The organism is Gemmobacter megaterium (assembly GCF_900156815.1).
Lineage (GTDB): Bacteria > Pseudomonadota > Alphaproteobacteria > Rhodobacterales > Rhodobacteraceae > Wagnerdoeblera > Wagnerdoeblera megaterium.
Genome location: NZ_FTOT01000002.1, coordinates 209383 through 230247, shown reverse-complemented (window position 1 = coordinate 230247; position 20865 = coordinate 209383). Strand labels below are relative to the sequence as shown.

The window sequence follows — 20865 nt, the reverse complement described above, 5'->3', positions numbered from 1 at the left end:
GCCTAGGCGTCGCGGGGCAGGCATTCGGCCAGATGGCGAAAGCTTGCGGCCGTGTCGGCGTCTTCGTCTTCTGACAGAAAGGCATCCAGATCGGGCCAGGCCCGGATCGCCGCATCCACCACCGGATCGCTGCCCGCCGCATAGAGCCCGGCCTGCACCATCAGTTCGGCACGGTCCCAGGCGCCCAGCAGATGGCGGGCGCGGGTGATCAGCGCGTTTTCGTCAGGCGTCGCCGCATCGGGCAGACTGCGCGAGACGGAGCGCAGCAGGTCAATGGCGGGAAACCGCCCGCGTTCGGCAATCTTGCGATCCAGCACGACATGCCCATCCAGCGTGCCCCGCAGGATGTCGGCCACGGGTTCGTCCATATCCGATCCGGGCACCAGAACCGAAAACACCGCCGTGATATCGCCTGCGCCGGTCGGCCCCGGCCCCGCGCGTTCGGCCAGCGACATGATGGCATGGGCGACCGAGGGCGGATAGCCCCGCAGGCTCGCCTCCTCGCCGGCGGCAAGTGCGATTTCGCGATGGGCCTCGGCAAAGCGGGTGACGGAATCGGCCAGCAGCAGCACATGCATCCCCTGATCGCGGAAATGTTCCGCCACCGCCATCGCCGTCCAGGCGCAGCGTCGCCGCACGAGCGGCGCCTGGTCGGATGTGGCGGCCACCACCACGCTGCGGGCCATTCCCCTCGGCCCCAGCACGCGTTCGGTGAAGGCCCGCAACTCGCGCCCGCGTTCTCCGATCAGGGCAATGACGACAACATCCGCCTCCACCCCGGTGGCGAACTTGGCCAGCAGGTTGGACTTGCCGACACCGGATCCGGCAAACAGCCCGATCCGTTGCCCGCGCACCAGCGGCAACAGGGTGTTGAAGGCGCGCAAGCCCGTTTCCAGTCGCCCGCCCAGCATCCGCCGTGTGGCGGCGGCGGGCGCAGGCGCACGCAGCGGGCGCGCAAGGGCGCCCCGGAACAGGGGCCGCCCGTCCAGCGGACGGCCGAACGGATCTATCACGCGGCCGATCCAGCTGTCATCCGGTGCTATGTCAGACCGGCCCGACACCAGGACCGGATCGCCGATGCCCAACCCTTCGGATCCGCCATCCGCCAGAACCGTCACCCTGTCGTGCGACAGGCCCAGCACCTCGCCGCCCAAGGGGCCGTCGCGCCCGAGGATCTCCACCCGGTCGGACATGGCCGTCTGGCGTGTCAGGCCCGAGACTTCCATCAACCCGCGTGACAGCCCGGCGATGCGGCCGACGCGCCGCGCCACACGGACGCCCGCCACCTCGGCCCGCAGCCCATCGAATACCATTCCGGCCATTCCGCAAACTCCCTGCTGGTCATTACGGTTTCTAAAGGAATCACCCTTAAGCCTTGGTGAAGCAGAGCCAGGGAGAATCCCGATGTTCGTCAACAAGGTCGAAGTCCTGACAATGGCGCGCGCCATGGCATCTCATGCCGCCGCACGGCAGGGGGTCATTGCCGCCAATGTCGCCAATGCCGATACGCCGGGCTACCGCGCCCGCGACCTGATCAGTTTCGCCGATGTCTGGCAGGGGCAGGGGATGGCGTTGCGCGCCACCCGTGCCGGTCATCTGGGCGGCGGTTTCCAGGCCGGTGCCGGTATGATGCCGGATCGGCTGAATGTCAGCCCCAATGGCAATTCCGTCTCGCTCGAAGCCGAAATGGTCAAGGCGGCCGAGGCGCGGCAGGCGCATGACATGGCATTGGCCATCTATCGCAGTCTGTCGGGGAACATTCGCGCAACCCTGGGGCGGAGATAAACCATGGCCGACCTCTTGCACAGCCTGTCCCTCTCGGCCTCCGGGATGGAGGCACAGGCCCGCCGCTTGCGCCACTCCACCGAAAACATCGCCAATGCCGATACGCCCGGCTACCGGCGCAAGACCATTGATTTTCGCACCGCAATGGATGGGCTGGTACGGCCCGGCCCGGTGCGCCTCGACCCGTCGGATCTCGAACGGATCCACGACCCCGGCCATCCGTTGGCCGATGAAACCGGCCACCATCAGGGATCGAATGTCGACATGGTGGTCGAAATCGCGGACGCGCGCGAAGCGCAGCGATCCTATGAGGCGAACCTCAGGATGTTCGATCAGGCCCGTCAGATGACCCAGGGCCTGATCGACCTTCTGCGGCGCTGATCCAGAACAGGAGTTCCAGAATGGATATTACCTCCGGCCTTGCCGCCCATGCCTATGCCCGTGCGCGGCCTGCCACCCAGCCCGAACCCCAGGCGGGTGGGCTGCGCGGGCTTGCGCAGGACTTCACCGATGTTCTGAATGCGGGGGACGAGACGGCCAGGGCCACGATGACCGGCCGGGCCGATCCCCACGCCCTGGTCCAGGCGCTGTCGGCCACCGAACTGGCTGTCGAAACCGCCGTGACGCTGCGAGACAAGGTTGTCGAGGCGTATCAGGAAATCCTGCGGATGCCGGTCTGATGCTGGGCGAGGCTGTCATTTACGATGTGTTGCGCCAGGGGTTGTGGGTCGCGGTCAGCATGGCGGCGCCGCTGCTGACCGTGGCGCTGATCGCCGGGCTGGCCATCGGCCTGTTGCAGGCTCTGACCTCGGTACAGGAGATGACATTGACCTTTGTCCCCAAGGTCGGGGCGATGCTGGTCGTCTTCTGGGTGTCGATGTCGTTCATGACGGCCACGCTGACCGATTTCTTCACCAGCCGCATCATACCCCTGATCGCCGGAGGCTGATCCATGGACAATGCAATCTACGCCGGGCTTACCCGCCAGTCGGGTCTGATGCGCGAAATGCAGGTGGTGGCGAACAACCTTGCCAATATGGCCACCACCGGATTTCGCCGCGAGGGCGTCGTCTTTTCGGAATATGTCAGGGCGCTGGGGGATGCGCCGTCGCTGTCGATGGCGCGGGCGTCGGCCCGTGCGATCGACCTGTCGCAAGGCGATCTTGCACCGACGGGCGGCAGCTTTGACTTTGCCATTCAGGGCGACGGCTTTTTCCTGATCGAGACGCCGCAGGGCGAACGCCTGTCCCGTGCGGGGCATTTCACGCCGGGCCCCGAGGGGGAATTGCTGAACCCCGACGGCTATCGTCTGCTGGATGCCGGGGGCGCTCCTGTCGTGGTGCCAGAGGCCCGCGCCGTCAGCCTTGCGCGGGACGGCACGCTTTCCGCCGATGGCGTGCCGGTGGCGCGCATTGGCCTGTGGCTCCCCGCCGATCCCACAAGCCTGCGGCACCAGGCCGGCACATTGTTCACCGCAGATGCCCCCGAACCGATGGAAGACGGCGGCACGATCCTGCAAGGCCATCTGGAAGGGTCGAACACCGATCCGATCCTTGAAGTCGCCCGCATGATCGAGGTGCAGCGCGCCTATGAACTGGGCCAGTCCCTGCTGGACCGCGAGGATGAGCGCATTCGCGGCGTGATTCAAACCCTTGGGCGATAGGAGACCCCGATGAAGGCCCTTCAGATCGCCGCCAGCGGCATGGCGGCCCAACAGATGCGGGTGGATGTGGTGTCCCACAACCTCGCCAACATGTCGACGACCGGCTACAACGCCCGGCGCGCGGAATTTGCCGATCTGCATTACGTGCAGATGGCGCGGCCCGGCACCGTCTCCTCCGAAAGCGGCACCATGCTGCCGACCGGCCTTCAACTGGGCATGGGGGTTCGGGCCACTTCGGTCGCGCAGATGCTGGAACAGGGCACGCTGACGGCCACCGGGGGCGATCTGGACCTTGCCATCGAGGGACGAGGCTGGCTGGAGGTGACATTGCCCTCCGGCCTGTCGGCCTATACCCGCGATGGCGGGCTGAAACGGTCCGCCGACGGCCAGATCGTCACCTCTGACGGTCATCCGGTGGCCCCTGGCCTTACCATCCCCGCCGACGCCCGCAGCCTGTCGATCAACGCCGCAGGCGAGGTCTGGGCCTATTTCTCCGACAGGGTGGCGCCGGAACAGCTTGGCCAGCTCAACCTCGTCGGCTTCACCAACGAGCGCGGACTGGAGGCGACGGGATCCAACCTCTATCTCGAAACCGCCGCGTCGGGCCCTGCCATCGCCGGCAATCCTGGCGAAGATGGTCTGGGCACACTGCGACAGGGCTATCTGGAGGACAGTTCCGTCGATGCGGTGCGCGAGGTGACGGAACTCATCAAGGCGCAGCGGGGCTATGAACTGAATGCCAAGGTCATCACGGCAGCCGACCAGATGCTGGGCGCCACGACGCAGGTGCGCTGATGCGTTGGCTTGGGCTGGTTCTGTTGGCCGCGCCTGTCCATGCGGATACGCTGGTCGCAACGCGCACGTTGCGTGCCCAAACCGTGCTGACGGCCGACGACATCGGCCTGATCCGCGACACGCGACCGGGTATGTTGCGCGACCCGGCGGAGGCGATCGGGCAGGAGGCGCGCGTCACGCTGTACGCCGGCCGGCCGATCCGCCCGACCGACCTTGGCCCGCCGGCCATCGTCGAGCGCAACCAGATCGTGCCGCTGAGCTATCTGTCCGGTCGGCTGTCGATCCAGACAGAGGGGCGTGCCCTGTCGCGGGGGGCCGTGGGCGATACGATCCGCGTGATGAACCTGGCGTCCCGATCCACGGTAAGCGGCCGTATCGGGGCCGATGGTGCCGTAACCGTGCAACCCTGACCCAAGAGGACTGCCAATGCGCGCGATCATCTGTCTTTTGATCCTGGTCTCGGGGTGCGGCCGCCTGCACGAGGTGGGCCGGGCGCCCGGTTTCAGCCCGCTGGAGGGTGGCACCCAACATTATGCGCTGTACACCGCGCCCTTTCCCGAAACGGCGGGTGCCGCCCCGACCGAAGGGGCCTCGCTGTGGACGGCCACGCGCGCCTCGCTGTTCGGGGATCGCCGTGCGGCGCGGCGTGGCGATATTCTGACCGTAGTGATCGAGATCGACGACAAGGCAGAGATTTCAAACGCGACCGACAGATCGCGGAACGGTAACAGTTCGATGGGCATTCCCCAGTTGTTCGGCATCCCCCAGCGGCTCGACGCGAAACTTCCAGAAGGGGCGAGCATGGCAGAGGCTGTCAAGGCGCAGGGCGCCTCGACCTTTTCGGGGGATGGATCGGTCGCGCGCAAGGAAAAGCTCGCGTTGCGGGTCGCCGCCACAGTGGTCGAGGATCTGCCCAATGGCGTTCTGCGGATCGAAGGCCAGCAGGAGGTGCGGGTCAACCATGAGCTGCGCGAATTGCTGGTCTCGGGCTATGTCCGGCCGGGCGACATCTCGCGCCAGAACGAGATCACTTATGACAAGATCGCCGGCGCGCGCATTTCCTATGGCGGTCGCGGGCAGATCAGCGATGTCCAGCAGCCACGCTGGGGACAGCAGATCACCGATCTTGTCCTGCCGTTCTAGGGAGGTTTGGCCTTGCGCAAATTGTTGCCTCTAGTGGTGCTGATCGTGGGGGCCATCGCCGGTGGTGCGGCGGGCCTGGTGTTGCGCCCGACGACCGAACCGGAGATCCCGCCCGAGGAGGCCGGGCCCGACACAACCGCATCTGACGCCCGCGACTATGTGAAATTGCCCAATCAGTTCGTCGTGCCTGTTCTGGAGGGCGGGCGGGTCGGGTCCCTGGTTGTGCTCGCGCTCAGCCTGGAGGTGCCGGTGGGTGGCTCTGACGCGATTTTCACCCGCGAGCCAAAGTTGCGGGACGAATTTCTGCGCGTGCTGTTCGATCACGCCAATGCCGGCGGTTTTCGTGGCACATTCACCGATGGCGGCAACCTCGTTGCCCTGCGCCGGGCCTTGTTGGAGGCGGCGCGCAAGGTGACAGGCGCTGCGGCGGTGTCGGATGTGTTGATCACCGATATTCTTCGGCAGGACGGTTAATCCCGGCCTGGCCGCTGTCTGGTAAGCAATTCATTCAGAACATGCGCACGGCCGAATGCCGTGCGCGCCGCTGTTTCGGCGGCCATCCTGTCCGCCGTCTGCCGCGCAAGGACCGCATTCAACCGTGCGCGCTGTGGTCCGGCCCATTGCTGGTGCTGCACGGCGACGTTTTCCATCACCTGCGGGGGGATCCCGGCGGGTGCGGCGGCGGGCGTATCCAGATTGGCCAGGTGCTGTCGCGTTTCGGCGCAGGCCTGCGTATGGTGCCGCAAACTCGCCTGTGCCCGGTCCTGGATCAGGGCGGCAAGGGTGGCCAGCCGGTGCAGGCGGCTTTGCATGTCGAGGTTCATGTCTGGTCTCCTGCCCCTCGCCGAGCATGGGCGCGGCGCCGCATCGCTTCCGCAAATCGGATGGCGGCTGCAACCGTGCGGTAGTGTTCGGGCCGAATCTCCTGGCCAAGATCGACAGACGCATAAAGGGCGCGCGCCGTTGGCGCATCGCTGCGGATGGGTACACCCGCGGCCGCCGCCGTCTCGCGGATGCGTGCCGCCACAGTATCCACCCCCTTGGCGACGCAGACCGGCGCGCCGCTGGACTGGCGGTTCCATTTCAACGCAACGGCATAATGCGTGGGATTGACGATAACGACATCGGCCTTTGGCACATCGGCCAGCATCTGGTTGCTTGCAATCTCCATCGCGCGTTGGCGCCGCTGCGCCTTGACATGCGGATCCCCCTCGGACTGCTTCATCTCGTCGGTCATGTCCTTGCGCGACATACGGTGTTGGCGCAAATGTTCGTGCCGCTGCCACAACAGATCCAGCCCGCCGATCAGCGCCTGCAGCACCGTGACCAGCAGCAGGAATTCGACCAGCAGCCGCACCATCAGCGCCGTCACCTGCGGCGGTTCAAGATAGAGGCTGTGGAGGATTGCCGCCGCACGGGCCGACAGATAGCCGGCAAGAATTCCTGATACGGCCAGAAGTTTGGCAAAGCTCTTGCCGAATTCGAACAGACCGGCGCGACCGAACTTGCGCTTTGCCCCCTGAAGCAGGGAAATCCGCGACAATTTCGGCTCCAGCCGCGCTGTGGCGAAAACCAGCGCTCTCTGGGCGATCAGCATGGCAAGCACGGCCAGGGCCGGCAGAGCGAACCAGGGCAGGACCGCAAAGAGCAAGGCGGCCCCCAATGCACCGGCGGGCGATGGCCCCCCCGACGCAAAGAGCGGGGCGAGACGGTCGGCCTGATCCAGCAATACGGTGCCGGACTGGCCCAGCCGGATCAGGCTGTCCGGCGCGGCGACTGCCGCGAGGACCAGCCCGGCAAAGGCCGCCGCCGCCAGAAGATCGCGCCCGATCGGAACCTCACCCTTGCGGCGCGCCTCGTCGAGACGGCGTTCGGTCGGGGCGAATTCCTTTTCTGCATTCGGTTCGTCCATGCGGTATCACCGTGCCAGCGAGAACGGATCGGCAAGCCAGCCCAGCCACACGTCCAGCCAGGCCGCCAGCATCAATGGGGCACAGATGGCGAGCAAGACCAGCCCGCCCAGGGTCAATGCCGGTGCGCCGACGAAGGCAACCATCAGGGTTGGCATTGCCTTGTTGATCGCGCCAAGCGCCGCATTGTACAGCATCCCCCCGATCAGGAACGGTGCGGCGAGGGAAAACGCCAGAGCGAAACAGTGCCGGATCTGGGCCAGCCCCCAATCGGCCATATCGGTTGCCAACGGGAACCGGCCCTGCGGCAAAAGCTGGTGCGACAGGATCAGCGCCTCGACGGCGCGCAGGTGAAGCCCGATGGAAAAGGCCAGGGCCAGCGCGGCCATCGTCAGCAGCGATGAAATGGCCGATTGCGGCTCTGCCCCGGCCCCGGCGAAAATCTGCGCCAGCGAGGTGGACTGGGCCGCCATCGCCCCTGCCACCTGCAAGGCGACGACGAAAAGCCGAAAGCCCGCGCCCAATGCAAGCCCGATAGCCGCCTCGGCCAGCATTGAGCCTGGCCGGATGTCGGCGGGTTCGGCGATTGTGGGGGCAACGGCCAATGTCAGCCCCAGTGCCAGGACCAGGCGGAACCGTGCAGGGACCGCCTGGTCGCCAAAGGCGGGCAACAGTGCCATGACCGCGCCGATGCGGACGAAACACAGAAAGCCGGACCAGAACAGGGCAAGACCGCTGCCTTCCATCCAGTCGAGGGCCTCCTGCAATCCGGTCATGCGGGGACCATGCCGATCAGCGCAGGCCGGGCATCGGCCCCGATCTCGTCATAGGACAGAACGGCGATCGACAGCCCCCGCGCCGCTGCGACACCGCGCAGGAACCGCCGGCGCAGCGCCGATGTTACCAGAACCGGGGCAATACCCTGCTCTGCGGCCTTGGCAACCTGCGCGCCAAGAGCATTGGCCAATCGGGTGAATTCGACCGGGGGCAAGGCAACATCATGCAGCCCGCGATTGCCGTCGATCTGATAGCGCGTGAAGATCTGTTCCCAGTCTGCGGCCATCTGGATCAGCGGAATGGTTCCGTCGGGCCGCTTCAGCTCTGCTACCAACTGGAAACCCAGCCGCTGGCGCACATGATCGCAGACCGCCTCGGGGGCGAGCGTCGTGGTCCGCAGTTCTGCCATCGCCTCTAGGATCAGGGGCAGGTTGCGCACCGAAACCCGTTCCTCCAGCAAAAGCTTCAAGACCGACAGCAGCAGGTCCAGCGGCACTTTTTCGGGGATCAACTCGTCCAGCAGGCGGCGGTTCGCCTCGGCTCTGGTCGGGTCCGACGGGGCGATGAACGCATCGAGCAACCTGCGCAGACCACGCAAGGTGAGCAGGCGCGCAAGGTTGCCCTTGAGCACCTCCAGCAGATGGGTGGCCAGAATTTCGGCAGGAGACACGACAGTCAACCCGGCAAGGGTTGCATCCTCTTGCCGGTCGGTGGCGATCCAGCGCGCCGGGGCGCCATAGACCGGCTCGCGGACATCCTGGCCATCGGGGCCGACATCCTGCCCCTCTGGCAACAGCAGCAGCGCCCTGTCGGGCACCAGGCGATCCTGCACCACCTCGACACCCTGAATGCGGATGCGATAGCCGCCGGGCGGCAGGGTCGCCTCGTCGGTGAGGCGCATTTCCGGCAAGATGATGCCATAGGTGGTGGCAATATGGGTGCGGATCGAGGCGATGCGCACATCCAGCCCGGTGCCAGGGTCAAGCACCATGGCGACCAGATCGGGGGCAAACTCGACATGGATTTCGTCGAAGTCCAGAATGTCGCCCATGGCACGGGGTTTGGCCGGGGTCGCGGGCGGCTCGGGCGCCGGAACCGCCGCCCGGCTCCTGTTCCGGTGCAGCCAATAGGCGATGCCCGCAAGCCCGGCGGCGCCGGTCACAAAGGGCAGGAACGGAAGTCCGGGAAACACCGCGAACAGCAGCATCAGCGCGGCCACGGTGCCAATCGCCGCCGGATAGCGGCCAAGCTGCGCGGTCATCGCGGTGTCCACCGCGCCGGTCGCCCCGCCCCGCGCCATCAGCAAGGCGGCGGCCACCGAGGTGATCACCGCCGGTATCTGACCGACCAGCCCATCCCCGACAGTCAGGATCGCATAGGTTTCAAAGGCCTGGCCAAACGGCATTCCATGTCCGACGATGCCCACGCCCAGCCCGACCAGGATGTTCAGCAGGGTGATCAGCAGACCGGCAACCGCATCGCCCTTGACGAATTTGGACGCCCCGTCCAGCGACCCGAAGAAGGTGGTTTCGGCCAGTTCGCGTTCACGGCGCGTCCGCGCTTCGGTGTGGTCGATGGCGCCTGCGTTCATGTCGCTGTCGATGGCAAGCTGCCGTCCAGGCATACCATCCAGCGCGAAACGGGCGCTGACCTCTGCCATGCGGCCGGCCCCTTTCGTGATGACCATGAAATTCACGATCAGCAGCACCCCGAATATGACCAGGCCCTGAAGCACCGACCCGCCCATGATGAAACTGGCGAACCCCTCGATCACCGAACCGGCCGCATGGGTGCCAGTATGGCCCTGGCCGATGATCAGCTTGGTCGAGGAGACGTTGAGCGACAGGCGCAGCATGAGGCTGGCCAGCAGGATCGTCGGAAACGACGAGAAATCCAGTGGCCGTTCGATGAACAGCGTCACAGTGAAGATCAGGATCGCCAGCGCGAAGGAGGCGGCAAGCCCGATGTCCAGAAGCCAGGCCGGAACCGGAAGGACCATCATCACGATGACCATCATCAGGGCCAGCGCCATCAGCACAGTGGGGCGGAACACCGAGGATAACGTGATCACAGGCGCCATGTCATCCCCCGATCAAAGGCGTACCGGACCCCGACAGCAGGCGCCGCGCGGAGGCATCCGCCGGCACCAAGGATCCCAGAGCGCCGCCTTTGCCGGCGTGCAGCAGCGGAAAACCATTGGCACCCTTGCGCACTGGCGCGGGCATGTCTGGCTGATCCGCAGCCGCCAGCTGTGTTGCAAACCGCGCGCGGTAGCGTTCGGCCAGATGGGGTGTCCGGGAATGATAGCGCCCTGCGGTCTGCGCCCAATCGCCGCTGTCACGATGCAGCTGTTGCAGGAACCGCGCGGCCTGGCGGGCATTCTCGACCGGGTCGAACATCTGGTCCAGCGACGAGAATTTGGCGCCGTGCCAGCGATGGTTCATCTGGAAGCAGCCGATATCCAGGTTGCCGGACCCATCGGCAAGCGCCTGTGCGGCAAAGTCGACCGCGGCTTTGCGCGAGGGAAACCAGTGGCTGGTGCCGGCGTGGTTCACGGCCCAGGGCCATGGCTGCGGTGTGCCGGCCAGCGTTCGTCCGGTCTCGACCAGCATGATGGCGCGCAGGACGGGCAGCGGTACCCCGGTTTCCGCCGATGCCATGCGGACCGCTGTCTCGCACAGGTCCGACTGGCCGTTGGCCGATGTCGCCCCAAGCAACCCGACCATCAAGGCGAGGGCAGGGAGGTGGAGCGCGGCGAAGGGGTAGAACCTGACTGTTGTCACCTGAGCCTCGCATATGGGCATTCTGCCTGTCCAGATCGTGACACATCGAGGTTGACGAAAGGTTTCGCGGTTCAAGGGACGGGCATGTCGCGCAGCAGTCCGTCGGCGGCCTGCCGTGTCGCCCGGCTGGCGTCCAGGAGGCTCTGGCCATCGGCCAGTCCGATGGCCGCCAATCCCTCTGGCGCCGGTGCCAGGGCGGCCGACAGCAGCTCTGCGATGGTGGAATCGTCGGACGGATCCAGATCGCGCCAGTGCCGGGCCAGAAACCGCACGCGGGCGGCCTGTGCGGGATCGCCCGCATCCTCCCAGGCTTGCTGTGCCTCGTCCAGGTTTCCGACCAGTTCGAAGGCACCGGCGCGCAGGCGGTTGCTGTCAGCGTCTGAAAGTCCGGCAAGTTCCCGCAGCGCGGCCCGCCCATCCCGCATTGCCAGGGCGGCCTCTGCCCGCAACAGTGCGGCGCCCGGTTCAGGCAGGCCGGACAACCAATTCCCGGTTGCATCGGGAAAACCGTTGGCAATCAGGCGGCGGGCGACCGACTGCCGGACCGACGGCAGCAGTTGCTGTGCGCTGTCACCAGCGGTCAGAGCCTGTTCGACAAGGTCCATGCCATCGCCACGCTCCGTGAGCAGGGACCATAGATGCGCGGCGAGCGAGGGATCCCCGCCGGCAAGTTCAGAGAACGCGCGCTGCGCATTTCCGGTCAGGACAAGGCTTTGCGCAAGCGCCCGGCGCAGCGCGGGTTCATCCGCGCTACCCCGCTGCTCCCGCATCAACGCCTCCAGTTCGGCGATGGTATCGGGATCGGGGGTTTCACCGCGGCGGATGCGGCTGTCGATCAGGTCCGCGCGGGCGCGCGGTGCGAGGGTGGTGTCGTGCCGGGCGACCTGGATCAACTTGGCTTCCGCCTGCACTGCCGCACCGGACTGGCGGTCCAAGCCCGCGTCGATCAGGCCGACAGGCCCGTCCTCCCGGTCCGTCGCACGACTGATCGCGTCGCGAATGCTCCGCGCCGTGGCCGAATCGCCTGCGGCAAGGAACCTGTCCGCCAGAGAAACGCCAAGGGTTCGGCGCAACCCAAGGGGCAATTCCGAGAATGCGCGCAGCACGGCTGCGGTGTTTGTTGCGTCCTTGTGCGGCAGATGCGGCGAGGCGAGCACGGCCCACAGGGCCGCGCGACCATTGCAACTGGCCATGCCATCGAACCCGCGCTCCGCCAGGCCGCCATCCACCAGAATTCCCAGTGTGTCCAACAGGCTGTGATCCGCACCATCCAGGTTCCAGGCTGCGAGCAACGACCGTGTTTCCGCTCCGAAACCGAGGTGAACATACAGCCGCGCAAGCTGGAGGATCCGCGACGTATCGGCCCGGTCGAACTCTCCCGACAGTCCGGCACGCAAACGCGCAATCTGATCGGCGGGCGGCGCATCCGCGCCCCAGGCGGGTATGTCCAGTTGATCATCGGGAACACAGGCGCGCCCGGTGTCGGACAGGCCCGCCAGCGCGGTCGCGTCATGGGGGAGAACCCGCAGTTGCGTTCCCCCCGGCGGCGGCTGCCCGACGTCAACCTCGGGGGTCTTGGCTGTGGGGGGAGGTGTGGCGGGAATGGTGGCCATCGGGCTCAGGCTTCCAGCCGCGATGCCGCGGGAAAGCTCGCGGAGCAGGCGCTCCTTGAGCACTGCCGCCCGTGGATCGGGGTCAAGGGCAAGGTTCGGGACCAGCGACGGGTCCGCGCCCTTGTCTGCGGCCAGGTGCCAGGCAGGCAGGGCAGGGGCGGGGAGCGGACGGAAATCCCGAGGACGCTCCCTGGGGCGCAATGCTGTTCGTTGCGTTAGGTGTGGCATGTCCCGTCCGGCGTTATCCAGTACCTGTTCGAAGGGCGAACCGGGGGGTGGCGGGCCGGGACGGATATCGACCACAACGATCCCCGGACGAAACGGCGTTGCAATCGCATGGCAGGGGCAGGCAAGCCCCAGTCGCAGCACGCCGCTGTCCGGATCGACCCACAGCGCCGCCAGCCTATCCCGTGGGATCAGCGAGAACACGGTCGAGATATCATAGCGCCAGCGGGGTTGCCGGGTTCGAAACCCATAGCCATCGCCGGTTCGCCCGAAATCCCAGCCAGCCGGTTCGGGAAAGGTCAGGACGAGCCGTGTGAACCCGTCGTGCTCTCCCGAGCGCACGGTGACCACCTGCGCGAAGGCTCCCGTAGACAAGACCAGCCAGGCAAGCACGATCAGCCGCAGCATCTCAGGCGGCCTCTTGCTTGAGCGCGCGCAGCGCATCTTCGAGATCGCCAAAGCTCGGGCGCACGTGATGCGGGGTATTCTGCCGACCCACCTCGATACAGATGTTTGCAGGGTGGCGGTGGAGGTTGGCGACCAGTACTTCGCGGATCAGGCCATAGAAATGCTGATCCTCCTCGACCGCAGCCCGGACCTTTGCGGCGAACGGGCCCACGATTCCATAGGCCAGAAACACCCCGAGAAAGGTGCCGACCAACGCGCCGCCAATCATCTTGCCCAGGACTTCGGGTGGCTGGTCGATGGAACCCATGGTCTTGATCACGCCCAGAACGGCCGCAACGATCCCCAGCGCGGGCAGGCCGTCAGCCATGGTCTGCAAGGCATGGCTGGGGTGCAGGGCGTGATGGCGGGTTGCCTCCATCCGCTTGTCCAGGACTTCCTCGACCTGATGGGGATCGTCGTAGTTCATCGAGGCGGCGCGCAATGTATCGCAGATCAGCTCCACGGCCTCGTGGTCGTGCTGAATGCGCGGATATCGCCCGAACACTGCGGAGTCGTGGGGATTTTCAACATGTTCCTCCAGCGCGACGGGATTCGTCCCGGCGATGCGGATCAGTTCGAACAGCAGACACAGGAGATCGCGGTAGTCGGCCGGTTTCCACGTCGGCCCCTTGAACACCTTGCCGATGTCTTTCAGCGTCGCCTTGGCAGAACTGCCATCGTTGCCCAGAAGAAACGCCCCGACAGCGGCCCCGCCGATCATCATCAGTTCGAAAGGCAGGGATTTCATGATGATCCCCATCTTGCCGCCCGCGGCCAGATAGCCTCCGAACACCATGACAAAGATCACAGCTATGCCGACGATACCGATCATTGGTGAATCCCCGTTCCGTTTCCTGCCCCGAGCCTCGCAGAGGCGGGTTAAGAAAGTGTCGCATCATTCGGTTGGCACACGGGCATTGCGCCCTGCCAGCAGCACCGAAATGGCATAGGCGCCTTCCGTACTCATGCCGGACAGGACGGCGGCGGCGGCTTCGGGCTGCATTCGGCCCAGAAAGCCGGCGGCGAATTCCGGCGCCATCGCGCCAAACAGCGCGGCGGCGTCCTTGGGTTTCATCGCCTCGTAGACGCTGGTCAACCGCGTCAGATCGCCTTCGGCGGCGCCATCTGCCGCCGCGAGCGTGGCAGAGAGGCTTGCCTCGGCCGCTTCGACCTGACGCAACCGGGCGGCAAGCGCCTCTTCCACAAGGGCGAGCGCCGCCATCCGCTGATTGATCGCCGATTCCTGAACGGACAGGCGACTTTCACGCAGGCCCAGAGCATCTGCCAATTCTTTGACCGGCTGTGCGCATCCCGCCGCAGGCTGCGCGTGCATGGGTGTGTCCGGGGCCGGTACCGCTTGCGCCTGGGTCAGCCCGAGACCGACCCGGATCAGCCCCGATGCAAGCATCAGACCCGCGAGAAAGACCAACACCCCGCGCACAGGGCCACGGTTGCGCCGGATCATTCGGCGACCTCCACCGAATCGCGTCGTCCACGAGAACGTACGAATCTCATGCGCCGGTCGCCTGAGGTATCGCCCCTGTCCTCGGCTTCGGGCAGATCGTGCAGGGACGAGACCAGCAGCTCCAGTCGCGCGGCGAGGGAATCAGCGCGGACTGTCAGTGTCTCAAGACGGCCTGTCGAGTCGTTGGCCGCCCCGCGGGCGGTCGCCAGCGCCTTGGTCAGATCGTCGACCTGCGCCGAGAGTACGGCGATTGCCCCACCCATTCCGCTTTCAAGCTGTGTGAACCGGCGCAGGCGACGCTGCAGCACGAAACAATAGACAGCGGCGCCGAAGGCGCCGGCTGCCAGAAATACATCGGCGATCAGTTCCACACCGCAACTCCTTCAATTAATGACAAATTCGGTGATCAGCAGGTCGCGCACCCGGCCTTCGCCCGTGATGATCTGAAGCCGCCGCAGCATCTGTGCGCGCAGACGGACCAGTGCGGCCGGCGCCTCCAGCTCGGATGGTGTCAGTGCGCGCAGATAGCCGTTCAGCAGATCGAGAATGCGCGGCTTGAGATGCTCGACCTCGGATTTGTACGGGCGCTCCACCTCGATCTGGGCGGTGAACCGCAGGTGTCGGGTCTGGCCGCCGTTGGCCAGGCTTATGACCAGAGGGTCGAGCGCAACGAAATCAATGTCGGGCAAGGCGGCCAACCGTGGTGGTGCCTGTTGCAGCGGGCTGGGAATCAGGCCCGACCAGGTGGCGTAGAACGCGCCCCCTCCGGCCAGAAGAGCCAGAAACACTGATAAAATCAGGGTGCGGATCCCTTTTCCGGACCCGGTTTCGTCGGCGTGCTGGACTGCGCTGTCTGTCATCTTGGCCTCCGTTCGGTATCGACAGGTATAAGCGCGTGGGCACTAACCGATTATTAAGCCCAATCCGCGAAGCATCGGACATCAGGCGATGCCGCTGATCGGAGAATCCGGTGCAACAGGTGCTTTCCTTCTGGTCCATGCTGGACATGCGGCGGCGAATGGTCGTCGTGGCGGTGACTGTGGCCATGTTCGCGGCCATTCTCGCGTTGGCCCGCATGGCCGCGTCGCCTTCGATGGCGTTGCTTTATGCAGGACTTGAGCCGCCCGCCGCAGGGGACGTCGTGGGCGCGTTGGGGCAGCGCGGTGTCGCCTATGAGGTGCGTGGCGATTCGATCTGGGTGCCTGAACCGCAACGCGACCAGCTGCGCATGGCGCTCGCGGCGGATGGTCTGCCCGCCGGTGGCGGGGCGGGATACGAGCTTCTGGATCAGCTCTCGGGGTTCGGGACCACCTCGCAGATGTTCGATGCGGCCTATCTGCGGGCCAAGGAAGGCGAACTTGCGCGAACCATCGCGGCCAGCCCCTTTGTCCGCAGCGCCCGTGTCCATCTGGCGGTTCCCGCAGCGCAGCCTTTCCGGCGGGATCAGCGATCGACGGCGTCGGTCACGGTGTCGACCTTCTCGGGGATGATGACCCCGGCCCAGGCCCAGGCTGTCCGTCACCTGGTGGCTTCGGCGGTTGCGGGTCTGGGGGTCGAGGATGTGTCGGTGATCGACGCCGCCGGTGGCCTGATACCGATGCCCGGCCTGTCGCCTGGCGGTGCAGCCGAAGGGCGTGGCGACGAGATGAAGCGCGCGGTCGAACGCCTGCTTGCGGCACGGGTCGGGCAGGGGCGCGCAATGGTCGAACTGACCGTCGAGATCGTGACCGAGCGCGAGTCCATCTCCGAACGGCGGTTCGACCCGCAGGGGCGGGTGATGATCTCTTCCGAGACCGAGGAAAAGACCAACTCGGCCACCGGATCTCCTCCGGGGGTGACGGTGGCGTCGAACCTGCCCGAGGGCGACGCGGCGCAAGGCGAAGGCAGCCGCAGCCAAGGGGCAGAGACCCGCGAACGCATCAACTATGAGGTGTCGGAAACCGCGCGCGAGGTGCTGCGCGCGCCCGGTGGCGTGCGCCGGCTGACGGTGGCCGTCCTGATTGACGGGTTGCGCGCCGCCGATGGAAGTTGGCAGCCGCGGGCCGAGGCCGAACTTGCCGATCTGCGCGATCTTGTTGCATCGGCCGTTGGGTTCGACGCTGCGCGGGGAGATGTGATCACCATCAAGTCGATGGAATTCGAGCCGGTGCCAGGCGGTGAAAACGCGGCGACCGCCGGTGTGTTGGACCGGCTGGACCCGATGGCGCTGATCCAGCTTGGCGTCATCGCCAGCGTGATCCTCGTCCTGGGTCTGTTTGTGCTGCGCCCGCTGCTGCGTCCGGCCCGCGATGTGGCGGCACCGCCAATGGCATTGCCGCCGGTGCGCGCGTCTTCCGTGCCGGTCCTGACCGGAGAGATCGATGATGATGCGGACATGGGCGCGATGCCTGTCGTCGCCACCAGCGCCGGCGAGGGCCAACCCCGCGATCCGGTTGAACGCCTGCGGCAACTGATCGCAGAACGTCAGGTCGAATCAGTGGAGATTCTGCGCACCTGGATGGAAGACCGCGAGGAAAGCCGCTGATGCCCCTGATTCTGGAGGATTTCGGCACAAGCCCACAGCGTGATCCGACCCGGCAGAACGCCGCGCCCGACACCGCCATCGAGGAGGATCGCCTGGTCAGTTTCGAGGCCGGATATCGTGCGGGCTGGGATGATGCCGTGACCGCTCAGGCCGATCAGGATGCCGAGATCCGCACGGATATCGCGCGCAACCTGCAGGGGCTGGCCTTCACCTACCACGAGGCACGCAGCCATGTTCTGCGCGCGCTCAACCCTCTGGTCGCCGAACTCGCCACACGTCTGCTGCCAGAGATTGCCCATGCCGCCTTGCCGCATCTGGTGGCCGAGGCGCTGACCCCCTATGTCGAGATTGCCGCCGAGGCGCCGGTCCGGGTCGTGTTGCATCCGTCGATCCGCCAGCGGGTCGAGGCCATGGTGGGCACCACGCCCGGCCTTCCGATTGCCTACCACGAGGATGACGGGCTGCCCCCAGGTCAGATCTGGCTCGGGCTGGGCGAGACGGAGACACGGGTCGACATTGATGCCGCGCTGGCCACGATCCGCGCCGCGCTGGACGATTTCTTTACTCTTGCCGCAAAGGAGAGCCGCCATGGATGAGGTGACGGCGGGGGATGGCGTGCATCCCTTTGATCAGGTGCCGATGGAGATCACGGTTTCTGTCGGCAAGGCCCGCCTGCAGGTCCGCGAGTTGTTGCGCCTGCGCCGCGATGCAGTCTTGTCGCTGGACCGCCGGATCGAGGATCCGGTGGATCTGTATATTGGCGACCGGCTGATCGCGCGCGGCGAATTGCACGAGATCGACGGAGACAGCTCCGGCCAACTGGCCGTTCGCCTGACAGAGGTTGTCAACCTGCGTGGCGGATCGTGATCCGGCTTGCCCTGCTGCTGGTTCTGCTGGCAGGTCCGGCCGCCGCGCAGGACATCACGCTGACCATGGGCGATGGTGGCACCTTCACCGCGCGCACGGTGCAACTGCTGGCATTGGTGACATTGCTCAGCCTTGTGCCGGGCCTTGCGGTGATGATCACCTGTTTCCCCTTTGTTGTCACAGTCCTGTCCATCTTGCGGCAGGCGATCGGCTTGCAGGCGGCACCGCCGAACATGCTGATCATCACCCTTGCGCTGTTTCTGACATGGTTCGTGATGGATCCCGTCCTGACCGAGGCCTGGACAACCGGCATGGCACCCTTCTCCGAGGGGCGGCTGCCGCTGGAGGAGGCTTTCACAAGGTCCATGGAACCGTTCCGCCGATTCATGGCGGCGCGGCTTGATGCCGATACCTTTGCAACCCTTGCGGCGCTGCGCCCTGGCCTGGCAGAGACGCCCGCTGCACCCGAGGCGCCGCTGTCGGTGTTGGTGCCGTCCTTTCTGCTGAGCGAGATCGAACGCGCATTCCAGATCGGTTTTCTGGTTTTCCTGCCGTTTCTGATCATTGATCTGGTCGTTGCGGCCATCCTGATGTCGATGGGCATGATGATGGTGCCGCCGGCTGTCGTCTCGCTGCCGTTCAAACTCGCGTTCTTCGTGGTCGCCGATGGCTGGAGCCTGATCGCCGCCGCCCTGGTCCGCAGCTATTCCTGAGACAGATCGCGCAAAGGGTGCCGGGGCCGCGTGGCCTGGCACCCTTTGCTGATCTACTGGACGACGAATTCGGCGTGCAGCGCCCCCGCAGCATTGATCGTCTTGAGGATGTCGATCATGTCCCGCGGTGCAACCCCAAGGGCATTCAACCCCGCGACGATTTCGGACAGGTTGGTCCCGCCGCTGACCTCGGCCAGCCCGGTGCCGGGGGGCTGGTCGATGGCGGCCGCGCTGCGAGGAACGACGATGCTCTCGCCCCGGCTGAAAGGGTTGGGCTGGACAACGACCGGCGTCTCGTCGACCCGCAGGGTCAATCCGCCCTGTGCAACCGCAACGCGGCTGATCCGGACATCCGCCCCCATCACGATGGTTCCCGATCGCTGATCGACGACCACGCGGGCGCGGCGTTCGGGTTCGACCGGGATGTTCTCGATCCGGCCAATGACATGGGCGGCAGAGCGCATACGCGCCGCGTCGATGTCCACCGCCACGGTCCCGCCATCCAGCATGGAGGCAATCGGGCGGCCGAATTCCGCATTCACTGCGGCCTCGATCCGCGCCGCCGTGGTGAAGTCCGGGCTGCGCAGCGCCAGCCGGATGGCCGAGAGCGTGGTGAAGTCGAATTCCACTTCACGCTCGACCCGTGCGCCGCTCGGGATCACGCCGGCCGTGGGCACACCTTGCACAATGCGCGCAGCCGCGCCTTCGGCGGCGATGCCGCCAGCCAGCACGGCCCCCTGCGCCACGGCGTAGATCTGGCCGTCGGCACCATTCAACGGCGTCATGACCAACGTGCCACCCAGCAGGCTTTTCGCATCGCCGATCGCGGAAACCGTCACGTCAATCCGGCCCCCGGCACGGGAGAAGGGCGGCAGGCTGGCGGTGACCATCACAGCGGCCACATTCTTGGGGCGCAGTTGCTCGCCAGTGACGTTGACGCCCAGCCGTTCGAGCAGATTGGACAGGATTTCTTCGGTGAAGGGCGCGTTGCGCAACCCGTCGCCCGAGCCGTTGAGCCCCACGACAAGCCCGTAGCCGACCAGATCGTTCCCGCGCACGCCGTCGAATTCGACCAGATCCTTGACCCGGACCGGGGCCGCCGCAACCGGCTGTGCGGCGCAGACCAGACAGAATATGGCAACGCGGATCATCTGAACATCTCTATCAGGCTGAGACCGGACAGGCGCGCGGTCAGGGTGTAGAGAGTTTCCAACTGGGTCCGGGTAGCTTCGATGTCCGACGCGGTGGCATAGGGATCAACCGAGACAAGCCCGCTGCGCGCAATGCCCAGAACGGAGTCTTCGGCGGCATTGCGGGCCTGCGCCTGGGTCAGCCGGGCCTGGACTGTGCCGATCCGGGCCGCAAGTGCGGTGCGCGGGGCTGCGTTCGACGACAGCGTTTCGCCTGCCCGTCCCGCCAGTTCGCGCCGCTGCACGGGGTCGTCGGAGAGAATGCCACGGTCCATGACCGCCGCCGTCACAAGGCCCGCAAGCAGCGATTTCAACGCGGGATCCGTGGCCGTGACCGGGAGCCCCGCCTTTTGTTCCGGCCCGACCCAGATCTCGGCCAGCGCGGCGCCCCCGGTATAGGCCTGGCTGTCGAAACCGGCCGGATCGTCGAACCATGCGGCAATGGCGGCCTGAACACCGGCGGCGGTCGTTTGCGATGCGGCAAGCGGCAGCACGAGATCGAGGAGCGCATCCGGGCTGATCACGGCAGGATGGTCACTGCGGGCACCGGCAAAGACGGAATAATCGCCCGAGCGCGCGTTCAGAATTCCGATGGCGGCGTCCAGATGCGACCGGGCCTCTTGTGCGGCAAGATCGACCTGGTCATCCTGCGTTGCGCTGCCTGCGGAGAGGAGGGTCGTGGCAACCGCGCCGCCGATGCCATCCAGCGCGCCAAGTGCGGCCTGCATCGTGTCAAGCCGGGTCTCCAGTGTGCGGGTGGCCGTCTGCCAGCCGCCGATCCGTGCCAGTGCCGCCTCGATGCCCAAGAGCGGACCCAGATTGCCGCGCGACGCGGCGGCCTGATCGGCGTGGCGTCCGGTGGCAATTTCCTGTGTCAGTCTGGACAGGCGGCTGTGCGTTGCAGAGGTCTGGCGCTGAAGCATCAGGTTGCGCGCCAGATCACCCAATGAAATCATGGTCATCGC

General features: G+C 66.1%; 26 protein-coding genes. 13 read left to right on the top strand and 13 right to left on the bottom strand.

Features of this window, described 5'->3' with window-relative positions; translation table 11 throughout:
• Positions 1–2: 2 nt before the first annotated feature.
• Positions 3–1322, bottom strand: coding sequence for a FliI/YscN family ATPase (locus BW970_RS05585; protein WP_076529436.1), 1320 nt, complete (start codon positions 1320–1322; stop codon positions 3–5).
• A gap of 82 nt (positions 1323–1404) precedes the next feature.
• Here BW970_RS05585 and BW970_RS05580 point away from each other — a divergent pair, with 82 nt between their 5' ends.
• From BW970_RS05580 to BW970_RS05540, 9 genes are read left to right on the top strand one after another with little or no spacing between them, the layout of a single operon-like run.
• Entirely contained in the window at positions 1405–1785 is a 381-nt protein-coding gene (locus BW970_RS05580) for a FlgB family protein (RefSeq protein WP_076529435.1), read from the top strand.
• A gap of 3 nt (positions 1786–1788) precedes the next feature.
• Positions 1789–2166 (top strand): flagellar basal body rod protein FlgC, encoded by a 378-nt coding sequence (flgC, locus tag BW970_RS05575; protein ID WP_076529434.1) that lies wholly within the window; start codon positions 1789–1791, stop codon positions 2164–2166.
• A 20-nt stretch (positions 2167–2186) separates the two neighbouring features.
• Positions 2187–2465: a flagellar hook-basal body complex protein FliE gene (fliE, locus tag BW970_RS05570; RefSeq protein ID WP_076529433.1), complete on the top strand. Its 279-nt coding sequence runs from the start codon at positions 2187–2189 to the stop codon at positions 2463–2465.
• Complete coding sequence (locus BW970_RS05565; protein ID WP_371870129.1) at positions 2465–2734, top strand: flagellar biosynthetic protein FliQ; 270 nt, start codon at positions 2465–2467, stop codon at positions 2732–2734. The genes fliE and BW970_RS05565 overlap by 1 nt, the downstream gene beginning before the upstream one ends.
• A 3-nt stretch (positions 2735–2737) precedes the next feature.
• Positions 2738–3448: a flagellar hook-basal body complex protein gene (locus BW970_RS05560; RefSeq protein ID WP_076529432.1), complete on the top strand. Its 711-nt coding sequence runs from the start codon at positions 2738–2740 to the stop codon at positions 3446–3448.
• A 9-nt stretch (positions 3449–3457) separates the two neighbouring features.
• Positions 3458–4243: a flagellar basal-body rod protein FlgG gene (gene flgG, locus BW970_RS05555; protein ID WP_076529431.1), complete on the top strand. Its 786-nt coding sequence runs from the start codon at positions 3458–3460 to the stop codon at positions 4241–4243.
• Entirely contained in the window at positions 4243–4653 is a 411-nt protein-coding gene (flgA, locus tag BW970_RS05550; RefSeq protein ID WP_083701146.1) for a flagellar basal body P-ring formation chaperone FlgA, read from the top strand. Before flgG ends, flgA begins: the two co-directional genes overlap by 1 nt.
• A 16-nt stretch (positions 4654–4669) precedes the next feature.
• Positions 4670–5386 carry a flagellar basal body L-ring protein FlgH gene (gene flgH / locus BW970_RS05545; RefSeq protein WP_076529429.1) on the top strand — a complete coding sequence of 239 codons (717 nt, stop codon included), beginning with the start codon at positions 4670–4672 and terminating at the stop codon, positions 5384–5386.
• A gap of 12 nt (positions 5387–5398) precedes the next feature.
• Entirely contained in the window at positions 5399–5860 is a 462-nt protein-coding gene (locus BW970_RS05540) for a flagellar basal body-associated FliL family protein (protein WP_076530137.1), read from the top strand.
• Here BW970_RS05540 and BW970_RS05535 read toward each other — a convergent pair.
• The 10 genes from BW970_RS05535 to BW970_RS05490 form a co-directional block, all read right to left on the bottom strand.
• Positions 5857–6210 carry a hypothetical protein gene (locus BW970_RS05535; protein WP_076529428.1) on the bottom strand — a complete coding sequence of 118 codons (354 nt, stop codon included), beginning with the start codon at positions 6208–6210 and terminating at the stop codon, positions 5857–5859. The genes BW970_RS05540 and BW970_RS05535 overlap by 4 nt on opposite strands.
• Positions 6207–7298, bottom strand: coding sequence for a flagellar type III secretion system protein FlhB (flhB, locus tag BW970_RS05530; protein ID WP_076529427.1), 1092 nt, complete (start codon positions 7296–7298; stop codon positions 6207–6209). Before flhB ends, BW970_RS05535 begins: the two co-directional genes overlap by 4 nt.
• Positions 7299–7304: 6 nt before the next feature.
• Positions 7305–8072, bottom strand: a complete 768-nt coding sequence (locus BW970_RS05525) for a flagellar biosynthetic protein FliR (RefSeq protein ID WP_076529426.1) — start codon at positions 8070–8072, stop codon at positions 7305–7307.
• Positions 8069–10153, bottom strand: coding sequence for a flagellar biosynthesis protein FlhA (gene flhA / locus BW970_RS05520; RefSeq protein WP_076529425.1), 2085 nt, complete (start codon positions 10151–10153; stop codon positions 8069–8071). Before flhA ends, BW970_RS05525 begins: the two co-directional genes overlap by 4 nt.
• Before the next feature lies 1 nt (position 10154).
• Complete coding sequence (locus BW970_RS05515) at positions 10155–10856, bottom strand: lysozyme family protein (RefSeq protein ID WP_229740463.1); 702 nt, start codon at positions 10854–10856, stop codon at positions 10155–10157.
• 71 nt (positions 10857–10927) lie between these two features.
• Complete coding sequence (locus tag BW970_RS05510; RefSeq protein WP_076529423.1) at positions 10928–13102, bottom strand: hypothetical protein; 2175 nt, start codon at positions 13100–13102, stop codon at positions 10928–10930.
• Between the two features lies 1 nt (position 13103).
• Positions 13104–13973 carry a flagellar motor stator protein MotA gene (gene motA, locus BW970_RS05505; RefSeq protein ID WP_076529422.1) on the bottom strand — a complete coding sequence of 290 codons (870 nt, stop codon included), beginning with the start codon at positions 13971–13973 and terminating at the stop codon, positions 13104–13106.
• A gap of 63 nt (positions 13974–14036) precedes the next feature.
• Positions 14037–14606 carry a MotE family protein gene (locus BW970_RS05500; RefSeq protein WP_076529421.1) on the bottom strand — a complete coding sequence of 190 codons (570 nt, stop codon included), beginning with the start codon at positions 14604–14606 and terminating at the stop codon, positions 14037–14039.
• Positions 14603–14977, bottom strand: coding sequence for a hypothetical protein (locus BW970_RS05495; protein ID WP_076529420.1), 375 nt, complete (start codon positions 14975–14977; stop codon positions 14603–14605). Before BW970_RS05495 ends, BW970_RS05500 begins: the two co-directional genes overlap by 4 nt.
• Positions 14978–14989: 12 nt before the next feature.
• Positions 14990–15466 carry a flagellar basal body-associated FliL family protein gene (locus tag BW970_RS05490; RefSeq protein WP_076529419.1) on the bottom strand — a complete coding sequence of 159 codons (477 nt, stop codon included), beginning with the start codon at positions 15464–15466 and terminating at the stop codon, positions 14990–14992.
• Positions 15467–15576: 110 nt separating this feature from the next.
• On the opposite strand from BW970_RS05490, the gene fliF reads away from it, so the two are divergent.
• The 4 genes from fliF to fliP are packed head-to-tail and all read left to right on the top strand — an operon-like array spanning position 15577 to position 18710.
• Positions 15577–17130 (top strand): flagellar basal-body MS-ring/collar protein FliF, encoded by a 1554-nt coding sequence (gene fliF / locus BW970_RS05485; RefSeq protein ID WP_076529418.1) that lies wholly within the window; start codon positions 15577–15579, stop codon positions 17128–17130.
• Positions 17130–17726, top strand: coding sequence for a FliH/SctL family protein (locus BW970_RS05480; RefSeq protein WP_076529417.1), 597 nt, complete (start codon positions 17130–17132; stop codon positions 17724–17726). Before fliF ends, BW970_RS05480 begins: the two co-directional genes overlap by 1 nt.
• A complete protein-coding gene (locus tag BW970_RS05475) occupies positions 17719–17997 on the top strand; it encodes a FliM/FliN family flagellar motor switch protein (RefSeq protein WP_076529416.1) in 279 nt (92 codons plus the stop codon). The genes BW970_RS05480 and BW970_RS05475 overlap by 8 nt, the downstream gene beginning before the upstream one ends.
• Positions 17997–18710: a flagellar type III secretion system pore protein FliP gene (gene fliP / locus BW970_RS05470; RefSeq protein ID WP_076530135.1), complete on the top strand. Its 714-nt coding sequence runs from the start codon at positions 17997–17999 to the stop codon at positions 18708–18710. The genes BW970_RS05475 and fliP overlap by 1 nt, the downstream gene beginning before the upstream one ends.
• A 53-nt stretch (positions 18711–18763) precedes the next feature.
• On the opposite strand, the gene BW970_RS05465 is transcribed toward fliP, so the two are convergent.
• Together BW970_RS05465 and BW970_RS05460 are read right to left on the bottom strand one after the other, a co-directional pair.
• Entirely contained in the window at positions 18764–19861 is a 1098-nt protein-coding gene (locus BW970_RS05465; RefSeq protein ID WP_076529415.1) for a flagellar basal body P-ring protein FlgI, read from the bottom strand.
• Positions 19858–20862: a flagellin gene (locus BW970_RS05460; RefSeq protein WP_076529414.1), complete on the bottom strand. Its 1005-nt coding sequence runs from the start codon at positions 20860–20862 to the stop codon at positions 19858–19860. The genes BW970_RS05465 and BW970_RS05460 overlap by 4 nt, the downstream gene beginning before the upstream one ends.
• Positions 20863–20865 lie beyond the last annotated feature (3 nt).